Genomic DNA, 14,638 nt, shown 5'->3' on the forward strand with positions numbered 1-14,638 from the left:
CGCTTAGGCGTTTGGCTGTTAATTTTTTTGGGGGTGGAACTGTTATGAGTACTCAAGTAAAAGCAGGACTGGAAGATGTAGTTGCCGGTACTTCGGATATTTGTTTTGTTGACGGCGAAAAAGGAAGACTGGTGTATTACGGATATGACATTAATGAGCTTGTTGGGAAAGCTTCGTTCGAAGAAGTTGTTTATCTCCTATGGCATGGCAAGCTCCCGAATCAATCCGAACTGGATGAACTGAATGCCGAACTCATTAAGCACCGCGATATTCCGGCAGACGTATTGGAACTGGTCCGTTCCTTGTCCACAAATGCGGCAAATCCTACGGGTATGGAAATTCTTCGTACAGCGATCAGTTATGTAGGTGCTGTTGATCCGAACAAAGAGATGGATCGTAATACCCATCTTAAGCAAGCTGCCAAATTGATTTCCCTGTCCGCTTCAATTACGGCTGCTGACGGCCGTTTCAAAAAAGGTGAACAATATGTCGCACCTCGCAACGATCTTGGTCATGCTGCGAATTTCCTTTACATGCTAACCGGTCAGGAGCCGGATCCCTTGGCTGTTGAAGCGTTTGACGTTGCATTGATTCTCCACGCCGACCATGAATTGAATGCATCCACATTTGCGGGTCGTGTTACCGTGGCTACTTTATCCGACTTGTATTCTGGCGTTACCTCTGCAATCGGCGCCCTCAAGGGACCGTTGCACGGAGGAGCGAATGAAGACGTCCTTCGTCTCTTGATGGAGATTGATTCTGTCGAAAATACAGCAGCGGCTGTTCAGGCAAAACTTGAAAGTGGAGTGAAGGTTCCGGGCTTTGGACATCGTGTATACCGCAATTACGACCCGCGGGGTTTAATATTAAAGCGTTATGCAAAAGAACTTACCGAAAAAGCGGGAAACACCAAGTGGTTTGAAATGACCGAGATTACAGAGGATGTTGTGCTCAAGCATTTCGCAAAAAAAGGGAAGGATCTGAAATACAACGTGGATCTGTATTCCGGCTGTCTCTATAACGCGATGGGAATTCCAGTCGAGTTATTTACCCCCATCTTTGTGATGAGCCGTATGTCCGGTTGGACTGCTCACTTCCTCGAGCAGTATAAAAACAACCGAATCATTCGTCCGCGTGCCGAATACACAGGTCCGGTCGATCTGGAATTCGTACCGATCAGCGAACGTAAATAATGGTAAAACCCCCGAAAAAGCCGGGGGTTTTTTTGTTTTTACGGGATTGATTCTCTTACTTTTACGGTACTCCGTTCGCTTTGGATTCCCTTCATTTGGAAAGACAACCCCGGTAATTTTCCGATTTTCTAAGATAAAAAAAGCATGAGGAAGATAAAAATAAGAAACCAGGATCTAGGGGCCGAAATGAACGGAGAAAAGGTCGATATAGGTCAGGATTTGGTGAAGAAGCTGGCTGAAGATCCCAAGCTAAAATGGGATTTTATATCTTATGAGAGTGGGAAAGAAGGACTTGAAAACGGGAAATATTACATGATGATTCAAATTCCCGCTGATTTCTCCCAAAAAGCCGCTACCGTTTCGAAAGAGAAACCGGAACAAGCAGACATTCTTTACATTCCGAATGAAAGCCGCAATTTGCTTTCCTCCCAACTCGGGGAACGGGCGATAAAAGGCGGTTATTTCAAATGGGGACGCAGCATTCATCTGGTCGGATATTCGGATGCTCCTGTTGTTTGCTGGCGGTTCATGCATAGCGATGACACTCTTGTCGCTTCGTCGCCACCCGGGAGTCAAAATGCACTCTGCAGAGGGAGTTGCGGTGTAGACAGTCAAGATTTACCGGTTTTTAAAAAGCGGATCCAGACCAGCACGACGACCAGTGCTATTCCGATGGAATCGACGCCAACGTCAATCAAGTGTCCTGTCCGATTTGGCACAAACGTTTGATGCCATTCATCGGACAGCGCATACAAAAGACTGATCATTCCGCTGATCCATGTGCTGTTCGGACCTGTTAGCCTCGTATGGGAGAATGTTCGAATCCATAGCAAGGTTAGAATGGCAAACTCGCTGACATGGGCCGCTTTTCGAATCAAAAATTCCATCATGTCATAGGGCTGCCGCCAAGTGATCAGATCCTTGTCGTATTGGAATTCAATACGGGGAAGCAATGTTTCCAGAACCGAAAGCGGAACCCAAGCGGACAATTGGGGTTTTAGATCCTGCTCTTGATAGGGTTCGGCCGATTTTACAAAGATCAAAAGCATAAACAATATGGTGATGGTGAGCCAAATAAACAATCGCCATTTTCGAGGTGACATAAAGGACCGCCCTTCCGGTAGTGTGTCGATCTGATTCTACCGGAAGGGCGGTCTGTTTGTCACTTTTAAAATTTTCGGGCCTCCAACCAAAGCACGCTTTGGCACTTTAGTGCCTAAGCGTGACTTAGTACTCAGAGTGAAAGTACCCGGAATAAGCTGCGTGAACTTATCTTCACTTTGATGGGCCTATCAGTGTTGGGGTTGGCTCGGTTCCGAAATTTGGGACAGTGCGTGGCCAGCTTCATTTTCATGGATCGTGATGGTTGCCAAATCACCAATTGCAACAATCCCCACCAGTCGTCCGTTGTCGACTACCGGCAGACGGCGGATTTGATTTTCCGCCATCAGATCGGCTGCAGCATGTGCGTCCATATCCGGAGTACCGGTTACCACGGAGCTGGTCATGCAATTTTGTACACGAGTGGTATTGACGTCTTTCCCCTCAGAAACGACATTCAATACAATGTCCCGGTCGGTCACCACACCAACCAATCTGTCGCCTTCACAAACCGGGACAATCCCCACATCAATATTCCGCATGATTTTAGCAGCTTCTACAACCGTATCCTGGGGACTGCAGGTCTGAACCTCACTGGTCATGAGTTCGCGCAGTTTCATCGAATCGCCTCCTCTTGGTGATGAAAAAAGAAAAAGACTGCGGGGTAAGTCCGCAGTCTGTAGGATTTGCCATTATGCCTTCTTATATACTCCGACAAAAAGGCCCCACACACCAAGAACGAGATGCAGGATATTTTCAAGTGCTTCGAGGTGGATTCCCAAAAGCGATGGGAGAAAGAATCCGACTGCCCCCAAGAGTACATAGACCGCCCCCAGGATGGTTGCATAAATCTGAGCTTTGTTCGTTGCTGCCGCCGCCAGACCCAGTATTCCGAATAGTAGATGAACCGCATTATGAACTGAATCAAATTGAATAAGTCCGAATAAATCATTGATAAAAAATCCTAAAATGCCGAGGACAATGAAAATCCAACCTGACACGCGAGCAAAAGTGGCTGCCAATTGAATCCCCCCTCAGGTTTTGACAGCAGATTGCTGTCTAGTAAATAAATATGCGAGGGGACTTGAAACTGAAATTAGATTTTCTTATAGATCGACCGAACCTGAGTCATCTGCCGAAAGACAATAGAGTCCCCAAGAGGTGCGGTCAATCGGTTTCCCCTTTTTTCGGACTTCCGACGACAAAAAGAAATGATGGGCACCTCGCAGAATCTGGTTAGGAATTCGATGGGCCATTCCGTATGAAACATACTGTTGTTCGGAATCGGTCGATAAAGAACGCAAAAACACCACGAATTTCAGAGCGGGATCTGAAGGCGGATAGGGCATTACAGTAAGATTCCAAATCCCTGATTGATAAGTCAGGTTGATCTCGTGTTTAGACCCTCGAAGGGTGGCAGATTGCCGGAAGAGCTCAGGATGGACTGACTGATACAGTTCATTTTTTCGCACGAATGATTCCAGATACTCTTTCATGACCTCGATTTGGCTTTTATGTTCGTAAAGTGCCCGTAATTTCGCTGTTACCTCCGTCGGGGTTAAAGTGAAGGTGAACCACGGACATTGAGATGTGAAATCGTAGTCGGAAGGGAGAGACAGACTGTGGTTTGGCCGATATGCGTACGGATTGGGCCAATCCGGATAGTGTACCAGGTAGCTCCACTGATGCGATTGGATTTTGCATTTGGCAATTGCGTATTGTGTGAACGCCTGTGTCGCCCAGTGGTCATCATGGCGGTCTTCACGCGCCGGAAAAATCACATCCGTTGGTTCATATTGAGTTAACACGGATTCGATTAGCCGTGCCAATTGTTGGCCCGAATAAGGCGCATGGGAAGCATAAGCCAGAGAGTACGGACATTCGGTGCACCCGGTTCGTCCGGAATATTTTTTTGTCGTGTCCCAATGCTCATTCCAAAGATGGGCCAGCCCTCCATTCGGAAACCCCAGAAAGCGTACGTGATTTTCAGAAAGACCCAGAATCGATACGGCGCGCAAAAGTTCAGCTTGCCGTTTTTCTCCCAAAAGTTTGTAGTGCTGCGGCTTGGGGGAGCGATTGCCGGACATTTGACAGGCCGCCTTCCGGAAGCCGTCGCCATTTGTTGCGACAAGTAATCGAACTTGTTTTTTCCTTTGCAAAGCTCGTTGGATGAGGCCGCCTGTTGCAATCGTTTCATCGTCCGGGTGGGGAGTAACGATCAGGATTCGGTCGCCAAGCAGCTCCATATTCAACTCATCACTCATATCCTATTCTCCTGCTCCATCCATGAATCGCCTTCTTTACCCAGTATGTACCTGATGACAATTCTACATGAGCGCATTCCACGGCATCAGGCGGGAAAAATATGAACGGAGGTGATGCGGAGATGACAGACATCAATCCGCCACTGCGTGAAAAAAAGGCACCTTGGCGTGACACACCGCTTGATCATTGGAGCAGAGAGATTGACCCGGCGATTCTGTCGGGAGATCAATGGGTCGATAATGAACATGACCCGGGTTCTGAACGAAGAGAGAACCAACTGTTATTGTCAGGCGATGTTCCGTCACCGCTCGCCCCGTTCATCCACCCCACACATGATGTGACTTACGGGGATGAGTAAACAACAAAGCCCGCTGTTTAGCGGGCTTTCGTTTGCCGTTCCCAACGCCGCAAATACGGGGTTGGGTCAAAAGCAAATTCTGTTTTTCCCGTATCCCTGTACATCCCATAGTGAAGATGGGGGGCAAATTTTCCGGACGTGCCCGGCTTTCCGTAGCCGGAGGATCCCACATACCCGATCACTTGTCCTGGGGTAACAATGCTTCCGATTTGAATTCCCTTCGCATAACTGGATAAATGAGCGTAATAATGGTACACGTTGTTCAAATCTCGAATACCAACTCTCCATCCGCCGTAATCGTTCCATCCTTTTAGTTCAACAAATCCATAGGATGTGGCAACAACCGGCGTTCCGTATCCCGCAAAGATATCGGTGCCCTCATGGATCCGGCGGCCGCCCCACCCCCGGCGATCCCCCCAAGTGCTTCGATAAGAGTAATTGTATCGCTTGGAGATAGGAAAGGCGTTTCCCTTTAATTCTGTAGTTTTAAACTGGTTGTAGATGCGGGCGAAATTGGTGATCCGATCGACAATCATCGATTCGTTATAATAATTCCACAGTGTGATACGCACATCTTCCTCAGAAGTTCCGTTCGAAGCGAGAAAAGTCCCAAGCGCATACAATACATCTTCTTCATTTTTGGGATCTGCAATCCCATCCTTATTGCCGTCCCGTCCGATCCCGTTGTAGATCCTGATGGTCCCCTCGTAACGGTCCGTTTGGTTCGGATTCAGTGTACCGCACCAAAGATTGGACGGAAGTTCAACAACTGTTCCTCCTGCTTGTCCTTTCTTTTTCCACTGCAAATTTGTTTCATACTGATACATCGCTGCAATGTAAAACCAGGGAGCTTTGGTCAATGCGGACGCTTTTTGAAACTTGGCTGTCGGATCGGTTTGCGGCGGTGCTGACAACTCATCGTGCGCCCGAACGGGAGTAACCGCAATGAGTGATACGATCAGCAGAGAGAGCAGTAATCGGGATGCTGTCTTCATGGAACACCACCTCAATATTCGTCGTACCGGGTTACCTTGCTGATTGCAGCCATAGGATCCAGTTTGCGGGCCTTTTTTAACAGACTTTCGTGACTTGGGTCTGCCAAGTCAAAATAAAAAAAAGGAATTCCCTTATCTGTTCTGCGGCGGAGTACAGGTCTCACGTGAGATCCCCCTTGCTTATAAGAAATAACTACAGATAGTGTGTGCCCAAAAAGGTGTTTTTTTGAGAGGTAAAATTCGCCTGTACCGGACGATCACTGGAAATGATTGCGGGACAATGGTAGAATTTTGGATGGTTCAATTTAATACATCGTGAGGAGCGGTTACACATGGAATATACGACCAAATCCAAAGAGCTGTTGGAGGAACTGTTATCTCCAATCCCATTTTTCGTTCGACCGATGGCAAAAAAGATGATTGATAAAAAAATCCGGGAAGTCGCTTCCGAAAAAGGACATTCCCAGATTGAAGAAGATGATGTGATTCGCGGATATATTATCGCCGGAGAAAAGAAGGATCAGGCGAGAATTAAAGAATTCCTTGAAAAAAAGGGGATTGACCTGTCAGCCTACCAAGAGTTGTTTAAGTAAGCCGGTCAACGGGTGTCCTGCGTCCACCACAATCCACCGTCGCCAATCGCGTTAATTTGGACGAATCGGGTATCGGCCCCGGGACGAATGATAATAAACCCGCGGGGGTTTGTTACATCCACTTTCACTTTGGTGGTATCCCGGAAGAACGCTTCAATGGTTTTGATGTAGGGATTATACACTATGCCGAACACGACGCCGTTGTCAGGATCCCACGGGTTACCGGCCACGATCGTATTATACGACACTAGGTTTTTATTCGGATCTCCGGGAACAATCGGAATGCGATTCAGGATCCGCACATTGGGACCCTGTTTGGACACTACCGCGAGCCCGTCGTTGTTTGGCATACTGTACAATACATAGGAAACCCGGCTGGTATGAGCTGTCTGGACAATTTTTAACGGACGCTCGCCGGCAGCACGTATCTTCATGCCTTCGAGCAATTGTCGTTCGACAATCGGGAGATCCAATTCACTGATCGGCCCCTCGCCGATGACACCTTGTATGGCAGGCCCTCCTACTTTCGGCAAAGCTTGCTTGGGGTTATTGCAACCAGCAAGGACAGTGAGGCCGGCAAGCAGCATAAGAACAGTCATGAAACGCACAACAAGCCCTCCTACATGGGGAAATAGTCCTTTTTAGAATTTCCCAAGGGAGCTATAAAATACTAAGCCATACGATCGGAAAAAAGGGGATGAGAAGAATGTTGAATTTTCAATTGCAGATGCCGACACGAATTCTGTTTGGAGCGGGCGAAGTTGGGAAAATCGGCGCGGAAGCGGTTAAATATGGCCGGAAAGTTCTTCTGGTTACCGGCAGAACTTCCACCAAGAAAACCGGGATCCTGGATTGCGTTCTTGAATTCCTGAACGGGGCAGGGCTTGAGGTATTGGTATTTGATCGGATCGAACCAAATCCCAGAGCTTCAACAATTGATGAAGGGGGCCGCATCGCGAGAGAAGAAGACTGCGATCTGATAGTTGCGCTCGGCGGGGGATCAGTGATGGACGCTGCGAAAGCGATTGCCGCGGTGGCAAAATCCCTTCGACCGATCCATGAATACATGGCGGGAGGACATACGGGACTCTGGAAAGAACTGCTGCCGATCACAGAAGCCCTTCCTGTCCTTACGGTGCCCACCTTGGCCGCCACAGGCTCAGAAGCAAATTCAATCGCAGTGATCACGAATTGGGAAACGAAGGAAAAGGCCAGCATTACCGGACCGGCTCTTTTTCCGGTAGTTGCCATCCTTGACCCTGAACTTACTTATACCGTTCCGGTTTCCTATACCGCAGACGGTTGTGCGGATATTTTCTCCCACTTGTATGAAGTGTATTTGACGGGAGAAGAGGATGCCCATGTGCAGGATGAGATCAGTGAAGGGTTGATGCGAACGGTGATTCGTTTTGCAAAAATTGCCCTGGCAGAGCCGACAAACTATGAGGCGAGAGCGGCGATCCTTTGGGCCAGTACGCTGGCTCTGATTGGGGTGGCGGGGGCAGGCCGGGGAGGTTCGTTCACTGCTCATCAATTGGAGCATCCCCTGTCAGGTCACTATGACATCTCGCACGGCAGGGGACTTGCTATTCTGGCACCCGACTATTTTCGCTATGTGTACAAGGAACGTCCGGAACGATTCGCCCAAATGGGAAGACGCGTGTTTGGGGTGCAGGAGGCGGATGATCTGAAGGCGGCGGAAGCTGCCATTCAAGCGGTGGAAACCTGGTTTGAAGAAATCGGTGTGAAAGACACCCTGAAAAATCAGGGAATCCCGCAGGATGCACTTCCCCGGATCGCGGCCGATGCGGTTCGGGTGGGCGGCCGCGGGCAAGGATTTATCCCGGGGATTCGTCAACTGCGGGAGGCGGATGTGCTCGCAATTTATCAAGCTTGTTACGAATAAGTCAGTTTCTCCATTTGTTCGGTTAAGAGACGAATTGCCTCATCCAGCAGATAACGGGGGCTGCCGGTTGCATTTCCGCGTTAACGAAGCATTCCGCTGTCCTTAATTCTGCTTACCACTTCCTGAAGTTTCTCTGCGGGCTGTACCAGGGCAATTCGTACGAACCCTTCCCCATGGGTTCCAAAGCCAACACCCGGTACGACTGCAACACCTGTGTGACGCAGAAGCTCACGCGTGAACTCACGGGATGACATAGCCACCGGAATCTTGGCCCAAACAAACATGGTGGCTTGCGGTTTGGGAATCGTCCAACCGATCTTGGCAAGTCCGTCGAGTAATACGTCACGCCGTGCCTGATAGGTCTTCGACATTGTAACGGTATGTGTTTGGTCACCCAGAAGTGCGGCTGCACCCGCTTTTTGAATCGCGGTAAAAATTCCATAGTCGATGTTGGATTTCACAATGGCGAGTGCTTTGAGAATCTCTTTGTTTCCAATCCCAAAGCCGATCCGACAGCCCGCCATATTAAAGCTTTTGGACAAAGAATGGAACTCGACAGCCACCTCTTTGGCACCCTCAATTTCCAGTATGCTCATCGGCTTGTAACCGTCAAACGCCAATTCTGAATAAGCAATGTCGCTGACAATAACAATGTTGTGCCGTCTGGCAAACAAAATGGCTTTTTCGTAAAACTCACGGTCTGCAACTGCTGTGACCGGGTTGTTCGGGTAGTTGAGGATCATGAATTTTGCATTCTGAGCGACTTCGGCGGGAATCGTCGAGAAATCGGGCAGAAACTGATTCTCTTCCTTGAGCGGCATCAGGTAAGGAACCCCGTTTGCCAAATGGATGCTGACTTCGTAGATCGGATATCCAGGGTCGGGAACCAGTACATAGTCCCCCGGATCCACTAAAGCAAGTGCCAAATGGGACAACCCGTCTTGGGAACCCATAAGTGCGATGCACTCGGTCTGAGGATCCAGGTGAACGCCGAACCGATTCCTATACCAATTTGCGACCGCTTCCCGAAAAAAGAGGCTGCCCTCAGAAGTCGGGTATCCGTATCCACTCGGATCGGCAGCTGCTTCCGACAAAGTTTGGATCACATGAGGTGGTGGAGCAAGATCAGGTGATCCGATCCCCAAATCGATAATGTCCGTTCCTTCGGCACGAAGCTGCTGTTTAAGTTCATTCAGTTCAAAAAAGATGGCCGAGCTAAAATTCTCGAGCCGGCGTGATACGTTCATAATTTTCCTCCATAAAAGATTTTAATAGTAGCTTAGCTCCACATGGATTTAAGCTGACCGTATTTGGTCATAATTTCCTGGAACAGTTCAGGGTTCTCTTTCTTTAATCGAGCGCGGGCTTTTTTCCAGGCAATCGCTTCCGGGCCGTAGATGTCTTTTGCAAGCTCCCACAACTCGGGGTCATGTTCGCGAACCTGTTCCCACATCATATTCACGACTTCGAACGTATCCGGTTGGGCACCCGGTTCCCAAATGCGCTGTGGAAAGACAGCTTCCATCAGGGTTAGGAAATTAAACTGCAGGATGTAATGCAATTCGACGCTCATCGGAGCCACAGAACGGGCAGTTTGCAACCGGATGCGCTCTTTTGGATCATTGGTTTCGGGGTCGATCCCGTGAACCAGCATTTTGTAAGTTTCCAAATGCCGCTGCCCAATTTCGTACAATTCGGGAGCTTCAACGGGCGGGATAAAATGGTGGGCTTCGTTAGCCCGAAGCCCCCCGCATGCACGAAGCTGAGCTGTTGTATAGGTCGCCAAGTGGTCGTACACCACCTTGGTGGTCCAGAATTCAAACTTGACGTGTTCGCCGCGAAACACCGATGTATGGCCCATTTTCAGCATGTTTAACGGGCGCTTGATGTTTTCTTCGTCTAATTTTCCTAAAAATATCGCCGCGTTTTTGGCGAGGGATAACCGGTCCGGATCGGAATAACGCAAAATTTTCACACGGGGCTTCAGCCGATTTTCCATCAGTCACAACCTCCATCTACACAACATATCCTATATAGAATTCGATACACTTCGACAGATTCCTGTCAAAAAACGTTTCTGGAAATATTCACATGGAAACATTCTCATTGACAATATGGGCGGGACCGCGATATGCTTTTTGAAAGCATATGTTTGTTCCGCAAAGGGGAGTAGCTTTTACAGTAAAGTCGTCATTCCGGGTAATGACCCCGGCTTTACTGGCAACGTAACGTTGTTTGCAAGACCTTTGCCTCTTGATTTGAGGCAGGGGTCTTTTTATTTTTCGATTTTGTGGAACACTACTCTGGGGAGGCGACAAGAATGGATGTTGGATTTTTTGCGGATTTATTGAAAATTATAATTATCAACCTGGTACTCAGCGGAGACAATGCGATCGTAATCGCGCTTGCAAGCCGCAATCTTCCCGATCTTCAGCGGAAAAAAGCGATTGGCTACGGCACTTTGGGCGCGGTGGTATTGCGGATCCTCCTTACGTTTGTGGTGGTTTGGATCTTAAAGATCCCGTTCTTAATGGTAATCGGAGGTCTGCTGCTTGTCTGGATTTCTTATAAACTACTGGTGAACAAAGAAGAAAATGTAGACATTAAGGCAGGAGCTAACTTGTTCCAGGCTGTGCAGACGATTATTGTCGCAGATTTGGTTATGAGTCTGGATAACGTATTGGCGGTTGCCGCAGCGGCAAAAGGAAACTTCTGGCTGTTGGTAATCGGTATCGCGTTAAGCATTCCGATCATCGTGTGGGGAAGTACGCTCATTCTTAAATTAATTGAAAAATATCCGGCCATCATCTACATAGGAGCCGGGATCCTTGCCTATACGGCAGGGGAAATGCTGATATCGGATAAAAACATCGAAAAATGGGTTCATGCGATTCCGGGTTCTCATTATCTAATCCCGATTTTGACAGCGGTTGTTGTTCTGGCGGTCGCATTCGCGGTGAATCGACGGGAGCGTGGTCCGGTTAAACAGGAAGGAGTTTCGAACACTCCTTAATTTTCTTCCATTAAACAGTTACCGGGGGAACAGTTTGTCCCTTTAGTGACCAAGATGTTTAAACTGGGGGCGGCTTCCGACTCAAGATTCTGAATATGGTCTTACCTTCGTTGGGTAAGGCCTTTTTTTATTTTCGTGATGTTCACACTCCATTCGAAGTTTGTTACGATAAATGCATACTGTTTTGAACGGAGGGTTTTTATGTCCGGATCGGTTGTGTATGAAACAAACAATCATATTGCCGTACTGCGAATTAATCGACCTGAAGCAAGCAACGCAATTAACTCTGAAGTAATGGAAGGTCTCTCGCATGCACTGGTTCAGGCGGAGGAGAACGATCAGGTCCGGGTCGTAATCCTGACCGGAACCGGGGAACGGTCATTCGTTGCCGGCGGGGATTTGAAAGAATTCCACGAAGTGCTTCAAACACCTAATGATGTATATGAAAAATGGACAGACATGCGCGATATCCTGTACCGGATTGCAACGTTTCAAAAGCCTGTGATTGCTGCATTGAACGGGGCTGCGCGCGGCGGTGGCGGGGAGGTTGCTGCGGCATGTCATTTTCGGGTGGCTTCCACAACAGCTACAGTTGGATTTGTACAGGTGAAACTTGGGATAACTCCCGGCTGGGGAGGGGCAGCTCTTCTTGCAAGAACAATTGGGTATCAAAAAGCGCTCCGTCTGATTTTAACAGGTCGGGTGCTTTCAGCCGAAGAAGCGGAGCGGATTGGACTTGTGGATGAAGTTGCAGCAAAAGAGGCCTTCTGGGAGAAGGTGTGGAAATTCGCAGAAGAAATTGCCGGAAATTCTCCGTTGGCCGTTCAGAGCATGCTGCAAATGATGCGTCAGGCGCGGGATCTGCGCCTGGAAGAAGCAATGGATCTTGAAAGCCGGTTGTGTGCGTCACTTTGGAATTCGGACATTCACCAGGCCGCAATTGAGGATTTCCTAAATCGTAAACATTAAATTTTTCCAAGTCTAATTTGTTGCCCCCTGTCAGATACTAAGTATCACAATTGCCCTTGAAACGTACATATTGCACAATATCCATCACGAGTGTGGTGCTGCTTGGGTGGATGGCTGTTGTGAGTTTGGAGGGATCTGAAATGGATACGATGGGGCGTCATGTTATTGCGGAATTGTGGGGATGTGACCCTGAAATTTTGAATGATATGGAGCAAGTCGAACGGATCATGGTGAATGCGGCTCTGAATTCGGGAGCGGAAGTGCGGGAAGTGACGTTCCACAAGTTCACGCCGCACGGGGTAAGCGGGGTCGTTATCATTTCCGAATCGCACTTGACCATTCACAGTTTTCCCGAGCACGGATACGCGAGTGTCGACGTGTATACCTGCGGGGACAGGATTGATCCGCAGATTGCTTGCGACTTTATTACCCAAGGACTGCACTGCCAGCGGAGAGAATGGATTCAAATCGAGCGTGGCGAGGGTTTCACCGGAGCTTTTCAGGAGCATGTTGAAGTTTTGCCCGGGTGTGTAAGTCCGAGTTAAGCGAAGAGTCCCGCTGGTAGTTTTTTCGCCCTCTTGCCTATCTCGCTCCGGCTATGTATAATATACTTTGTCGCCGATAATGGGGCATTAGCTCAGTTGGTAGAGTGTTGCACTGGCAGTGCAAAGGTCAGGGGTTCGAATCCCCTATGCTCCACCATTTTCAGACACCTTGGAGTGTGCACCTTTCATGGGTGTTTCACGGCGCCATAGCCAAGTGGTAAGGCAGAGGTCTGCAAAACCTTTATTCCCCGGTTCAAATCCGGGTGGCGCCTCCATTTATTCCATGCCGGAGTGGTGGAATGGCAGACACAAGGGACTTAAAATCCCTCGGGTGTATAACCCGTGCCGGTTCGAGTCCGGCTTCCGGCACCAGTCATATCAAGGAAATCGGTAGTCATACAGACTGCCGATTTTTTGTTTTGCAAATCAAATGATCAGATGGCATATCAATTGAGTTTCCTGATCTTCCAGGTGGCTACACATGCGGGAATGACGATACAGAAGCATTGGCGATGGCAAAGGAAGCGATGGCTCTCCATCTTTACGGTATGGAAAGAGATGGGGATCCTATTCCGGAGCCAACTAGAATTCAGGACATCAAGTTGGAGCTTAACCAAACTGCAATGTTGATTGAGGTGTGGATCGGAGGAAAGCAGAGTAAGAGGCCTCCAAAAGATTTGCCAATCAACTCGATATCGATGATGATTCGAGATACATCAACATAAATTATCCATACGCCATAATCGTTTCAGACGACGGAGGTCAAATCTCGTTAAGAGAAAATGCGGGAAGCGATGATGGTCAAAACGGAGAAGAAATCTTCAGCTTTACTTCGCTTCAAGCATTACAAGTATGGTTTGAGGACAACATTGGGGAATGAGAAGATCCTTCTTCGTCTTTCATGACCAACTCCTCGACAGTTAAAAAAGCAGCCTTCTATCCTGAACGGAAAGAAGGCTTTTTCGATAGATTCATCTTGTACGCCGTTTCTTGTTCTTTCTCCTTTTTTTCGAGGTATGAGCAGCGGGAAAGTTCGCATTTGCCGGAAATGGCCAGAAACCATTCGGATTGGATGGTTGACCATTGTTTTGAAACATAGAGAATGGATTGACCGTCCCCGGTCTACCCCCGGTTCCCTCCATCCATTTTGACATCCAGGTCGGAAAGCCAAATGGCATATGGGGTGAAGGATCTGGGTTGCCAGATTTGTGTGGGAAGAAAAAATTTGGAAATCCCGGCATTGCAGGTGGAAATTCCCGTTGTTGGCCGAAAAATCGTGGAAGGAAAGATTGACCGTTAGTTCCGCCGTATTGATTTAGAAACCATTGCAGGATTTGCAAGAACATGGGCTGTACCTCTTTTCACCTTTTTTACATTCAATGCGAAAATGAACGGATTGGGAAGGTACAGACGTTCATGTACCGAATGATTTTATTGGGAATAAGCCCTTCTTTTTTCATAGCTTAGGGCAAACTCTTTATGGTGAAATAAGGGATTTGATACATCCGTGCCAACATTGTTAAGAAATTTATATGTTGGTCGGTAAGATTGGAGGTGACATTTGTTTCGAAAATGTCGCCTTTTATTTTAATTTATTTCAATTTTGTGTGCGTCAGGATCCTGACGTTATTCGGGAAGAATTACGGGAACACGCCGAACGAATCGCTCATGACAACGGATTGGAAATCGAGTTTATTCGT

18 protein-coding genes and 3 tRNA genes are annotated in these 14,638 nt (G+C 48.1%); 12 read left to right on the plus strand and 9 right to left on the minus strand.

Annotated features, from left to right (window positions below; translation table 11 throughout):
* The first annotated feature begins 44 nt into the window (after positions 1-44).
* Both ACFO8Q_RS16900 and ACFO8Q_RS16905 read left to right on the plus strand, forming a co-directional pair.
* Complete coding sequence (locus ACFO8Q_RS16900) at positions 45-1,193, plus strand: citrate/2-methylcitrate synthase (protein WP_380027101.1); 1,149 nt, start codon at positions 45-47, stop codon at positions 1,191-1,193.
* Positions 1,194-1,337: 144 nt separating this feature from the next.
* The gene (locus tag ACFO8Q_RS16905) at positions 1,338-1,922 is read left to right on the plus strand and encodes a YhgE/Pip family protein (protein ID WP_380027103.1); all 585 of its coding nucleotides are present in this window, start codon (positions 1,338-1,340) and stop codon (positions 1,920-1,922) included.
* On the opposite strand, the gene ACFO8Q_RS16910 is transcribed toward ACFO8Q_RS16905, so the two are convergent.
* The 4 genes from ACFO8Q_RS16910 to ACFO8Q_RS16925 all read right to left on the minus strand — a co-directional run bounded on the left by ACFO8Q_RS16910 (position 1,805) and on the right by ACFO8Q_RS16925 (position 4,558).
* On the minus strand, positions 1,805-2,296 hold the full coding sequence (locus ACFO8Q_RS16910; protein ID WP_380027105.1) for a VanZ family protein: 492 nt from the start codon (positions 2,294-2,296) through the stop codon (positions 1,805-1,807). The two genes, ACFO8Q_RS16905 and ACFO8Q_RS16910, sit on opposite strands and share 118 nt — an antisense overlap.
* 189 nt (positions 2,297-2,485) lie before the next feature.
* A complete protein-coding gene (locus ACFO8Q_RS16915) occupies positions 2,486-2,914 on the minus strand; it encodes a CBS domain-containing protein (protein ID WP_380027107.1) in 429 nt (142 codons plus the stop codon).
* Positions 2,915-2,986: 72 nt separating this feature from the next.
* Positions 2,987-3,316: a DUF4383 domain-containing protein gene (locus ACFO8Q_RS16920; RefSeq protein WP_380027109.1), complete on the minus strand. Its 330-nt coding sequence runs from the start codon at positions 3,314-3,316 to the stop codon at positions 2,987-2,989.
* Positions 3,317-3,400: 84 nt separating this feature from the next.
* Positions 3,401-4,558, minus strand: coding sequence for a PIG-L deacetylase family protein (locus tag ACFO8Q_RS16925; protein ID WP_380027111.1), 1,158 nt, complete (start codon positions 4,556-4,558; stop codon positions 3,401-3,403).
* Between the two features lie 101 nt (positions 4,559-4,659).
* Here ACFO8Q_RS16925 and ACFO8Q_RS16930 point away from each other — a divergent pair, with 101 nt between their 5' ends.
* Positions 4,660-4,917 carry a DUF3905 domain-containing protein gene (locus tag ACFO8Q_RS16930; protein ID WP_380027114.1) on the plus strand — a complete coding sequence of 86 codons (258 nt, stop codon included), beginning with the start codon at positions 4,660-4,662 and terminating at the stop codon, positions 4,915-4,917.
* Between the two features lie 17 nt (positions 4,918-4,934).
* Here ACFO8Q_RS16930 and ACFO8Q_RS16935 read toward each other — a convergent pair whose 3' ends face one another.
* Together ACFO8Q_RS16935 and ACFO8Q_RS16940 are read right to left on the minus strand one after the other, a co-directional pair.
* Positions 4,935-5,912, minus strand: a complete 978-nt coding sequence (locus ACFO8Q_RS16935) for a M23 family metallopeptidase (RefSeq protein WP_380027116.1) — start codon at positions 5,910-5,912, stop codon at positions 4,935-4,937.
* Positions 5,913-5,923: 11 nt separating this feature from the next.
* Entirely contained in the window at positions 5,924-6,076 is a 153-nt protein-coding gene (locus tag ACFO8Q_RS16940) for a hypothetical protein (RefSeq protein ID WP_380027119.1), read from the minus strand.
* Between the two features lie 168 nt (positions 6,077-6,244).
* Between ACFO8Q_RS16940 and ACFO8Q_RS16945 the strand changes: the two genes are divergently transcribed.
* On the plus strand, positions 6,245-6,505 hold the full coding sequence (locus ACFO8Q_RS16945; RefSeq protein ID WP_380027121.1) for a DUF2621 family protein: 261 nt from the start codon (positions 6,245-6,247) through the stop codon (positions 6,503-6,505).
* Between the two features lie 5 nt (positions 6,506-6,510).
* Here ACFO8Q_RS16945 and ACFO8Q_RS16950 read toward each other — a convergent pair whose 3' ends face one another.
* The gene (locus ACFO8Q_RS16950; RefSeq protein WP_380027124.1) at positions 6,511-7,113 is read right to left on the minus strand and encodes a hypothetical protein; all 603 of its coding nucleotides are present in this window, start codon (positions 7,111-7,113) and stop codon (positions 6,511-6,513) included.
* 98 nt (positions 7,114-7,211) lie between these two features.
* On the opposite strand from ACFO8Q_RS16950, the gene ACFO8Q_RS16955 reads away from it, so the two are divergent.
* Complete coding sequence (locus ACFO8Q_RS16955; RefSeq protein ID WP_380027126.1) at positions 7,212-8,411, plus strand: iron-containing alcohol dehydrogenase; 1,200 nt, start codon at positions 7,212-7,214, stop codon at positions 8,409-8,411.
* Positions 8,412-8,491: 80 nt separating this feature from the next.
* On the opposite strand, the gene ACFO8Q_RS16960 is transcribed toward ACFO8Q_RS16955, so the two are convergent.
* Positions 8,492-9,658 (minus strand): LL-diaminopimelate aminotransferase, encoded by a 1,167-nt coding sequence (locus ACFO8Q_RS16960; protein WP_380027128.1) that lies wholly within the window; start codon positions 9,656-9,658, stop codon positions 8,492-8,494.
* Between the two features lie 32 nt (positions 9,659-9,690).
* Positions 9,691-10,410, minus strand: a complete 720-nt coding sequence (locus tag ACFO8Q_RS16965) for an FAD-dependent thymidylate synthase (RefSeq protein ID WP_380027130.1) — start codon at positions 10,408-10,410, stop codon at positions 9,691-9,693.
* Between the two features lie 321 nt (positions 10,411-10,731).
* On the opposite strand from ACFO8Q_RS16965, the gene ACFO8Q_RS16970 reads away from it, so the two are divergent.
* The 7 genes from ACFO8Q_RS16970 (at position 10,732) to ACFO8Q_RS17000 (ending at position 13,663) form a co-directional block, all read left to right on the plus strand.
* Positions 10,732-11,424, plus strand: coding sequence for a TerC family protein (locus tag ACFO8Q_RS16970; protein WP_380027132.1), 693 nt, complete (start codon positions 10,732-10,734; stop codon positions 11,422-11,424).
* A 201-nt stretch (positions 11,425-11,625) separates the two neighbouring features.
* Positions 11,626-12,393, plus strand: coding sequence for an enoyl-CoA hydratase/isomerase family protein (locus tag ACFO8Q_RS16975; RefSeq protein ID WP_380027134.1), 768 nt, complete (start codon positions 11,626-11,628; stop codon positions 12,391-12,393).
* A gap of 140 nt (positions 12,394-12,533) precedes the next feature.
* Positions 12,534-12,938 (plus strand): adenosylmethionine decarboxylase, encoded by a 405-nt coding sequence (gene speD, locus ACFO8Q_RS16980; protein ID WP_380027137.1) that lies wholly within the window; start codon positions 12,534-12,536, stop codon positions 12,936-12,938.
* Between the two features lie 81 nt (positions 12,939-13,019).
* Positions 13,020-13,095, plus strand: a tRNA-Ala gene (locus tag ACFO8Q_RS16985).
* 43 nt (positions 13,096-13,138) lie between these two features.
* A tRNA-Cys gene (locus tag ACFO8Q_RS16990) sits at positions 13,139-13,213 on the plus strand.
* A gap of 10 nt (positions 13,214-13,223) precedes the next feature.
* Positions 13,224-13,310 (plus strand) — tRNA-Leu (locus ACFO8Q_RS16995).
* 134 nt (positions 13,311-13,444) lie between these two features.
* Positions 13,445-13,663, plus strand: coding sequence for a type II toxin-antitoxin system HicB family antitoxin (locus ACFO8Q_RS17000; protein WP_465251894.1), 219 nt, complete (start codon positions 13,445-13,447; stop codon positions 13,661-13,663).
* Positions 13,664-14,638: the final 975 nt, after the last annotated feature.

The organism is Effusibacillus consociatus (genome assembly GCF_042652925.1).
GTDB lineage: Bacteria > Bacillota > Bacilli > Tumebacillales > Effusibacillaceae > Effusibacillus > Effusibacillus consociatus.

Excerpts from the sequence above, each read along its gene's own strand:
- ACFO8Q_RS16970 (WP_380027132.1), top strand. The coding sequence starts at position 10,732 with ATGGATGTTGGATTTTTTGCGGATTTATTGAAAATTATAATTATCAAC.
- ACFO8Q_RS16905 (WP_380027103.1), top strand. The coding sequence starts at position 1,338 with ATGAGGAAGATAAAAATAAGAAACCAGGATCTAGGGGCCGAAATGAAC.
- ACFO8Q_RS16935 (WP_380027116.1), bottom strand. The coding sequence starts at position 5,912 with ATGAAGACAGCATCCCGATTACTGCTCTCTCTGCTGATCGTATCACTC.
- speD (WP_380027137.1), top strand. The coding sequence starts at position 12,534 with ATGGATACGATGGGGCGTCATGTTATTGCGGAATTGTGGGGATGTGAC.
- ACFO8Q_RS16945 (WP_380027121.1), top strand. The coding sequence starts at position 6,245 with ATGGAATATACGACCAAATCCAAAGAGCTGTTGGAGGAACTGTTATCT.
- ACFO8Q_RS16960 (WP_380027128.1), bottom strand. The coding sequence starts at position 9,658 with ATGAACGTATCACGCCGGCTCGAGAATTTTAGCTCGGCCATCTTTTTT.
- ACFO8Q_RS16955 (WP_380027126.1), top strand. The coding sequence starts at position 7,212 with ATGTTGAATTTTCAATTGCAGATGCCGACACGAATTCTGTTTGGAGCG.
- ACFO8Q_RS16900 (WP_380027101.1), top strand. The coding sequence starts at position 45 with ATGAGTACTCAAGTAAAAGCAGGACTGGAAGATGTAGTTGCCGGTACT.
- ACFO8Q_RS16965 (WP_380027130.1), bottom strand. The coding sequence starts at position 10,410 with ATGGAAAATCGGCTGAAGCCCCGTGTGAAAATTTTGCGTTATTCCGAT.
- ACFO8Q_RS16910 (WP_380027105.1), bottom strand. The coding sequence starts at position 2,296 with ATGTCACCTCGAAAATGGCGATTGTTTATTTGGCTCACCATCACCATA.
- ACFO8Q_RS16930 (WP_380027114.1), top strand. The coding sequence starts at position 4,660 with ATGAACGGAGGTGATGCGGAGATGACAGACATCAATCCGCCACTGCGT.
- ACFO8Q_RS16925 (WP_380027111.1), bottom strand. The coding sequence starts at position 4,558 with ATGAGTGATGAGTTGAATATGGAGCTGCTTGGCGACCGAATCCTGATC.
- ACFO8Q_RS16915 (WP_380027107.1), bottom strand. The coding sequence starts at position 2,914 with ATGAAACTGCGCGAACTCATGACCAGTGAGGTTCAGACCTGCAGTCCC.
- ACFO8Q_RS16975 (WP_380027134.1), top strand. The coding sequence starts at position 11,626 with ATGTCCGGATCGGTTGTGTATGAAACAAACAATCATATTGCCGTACTG.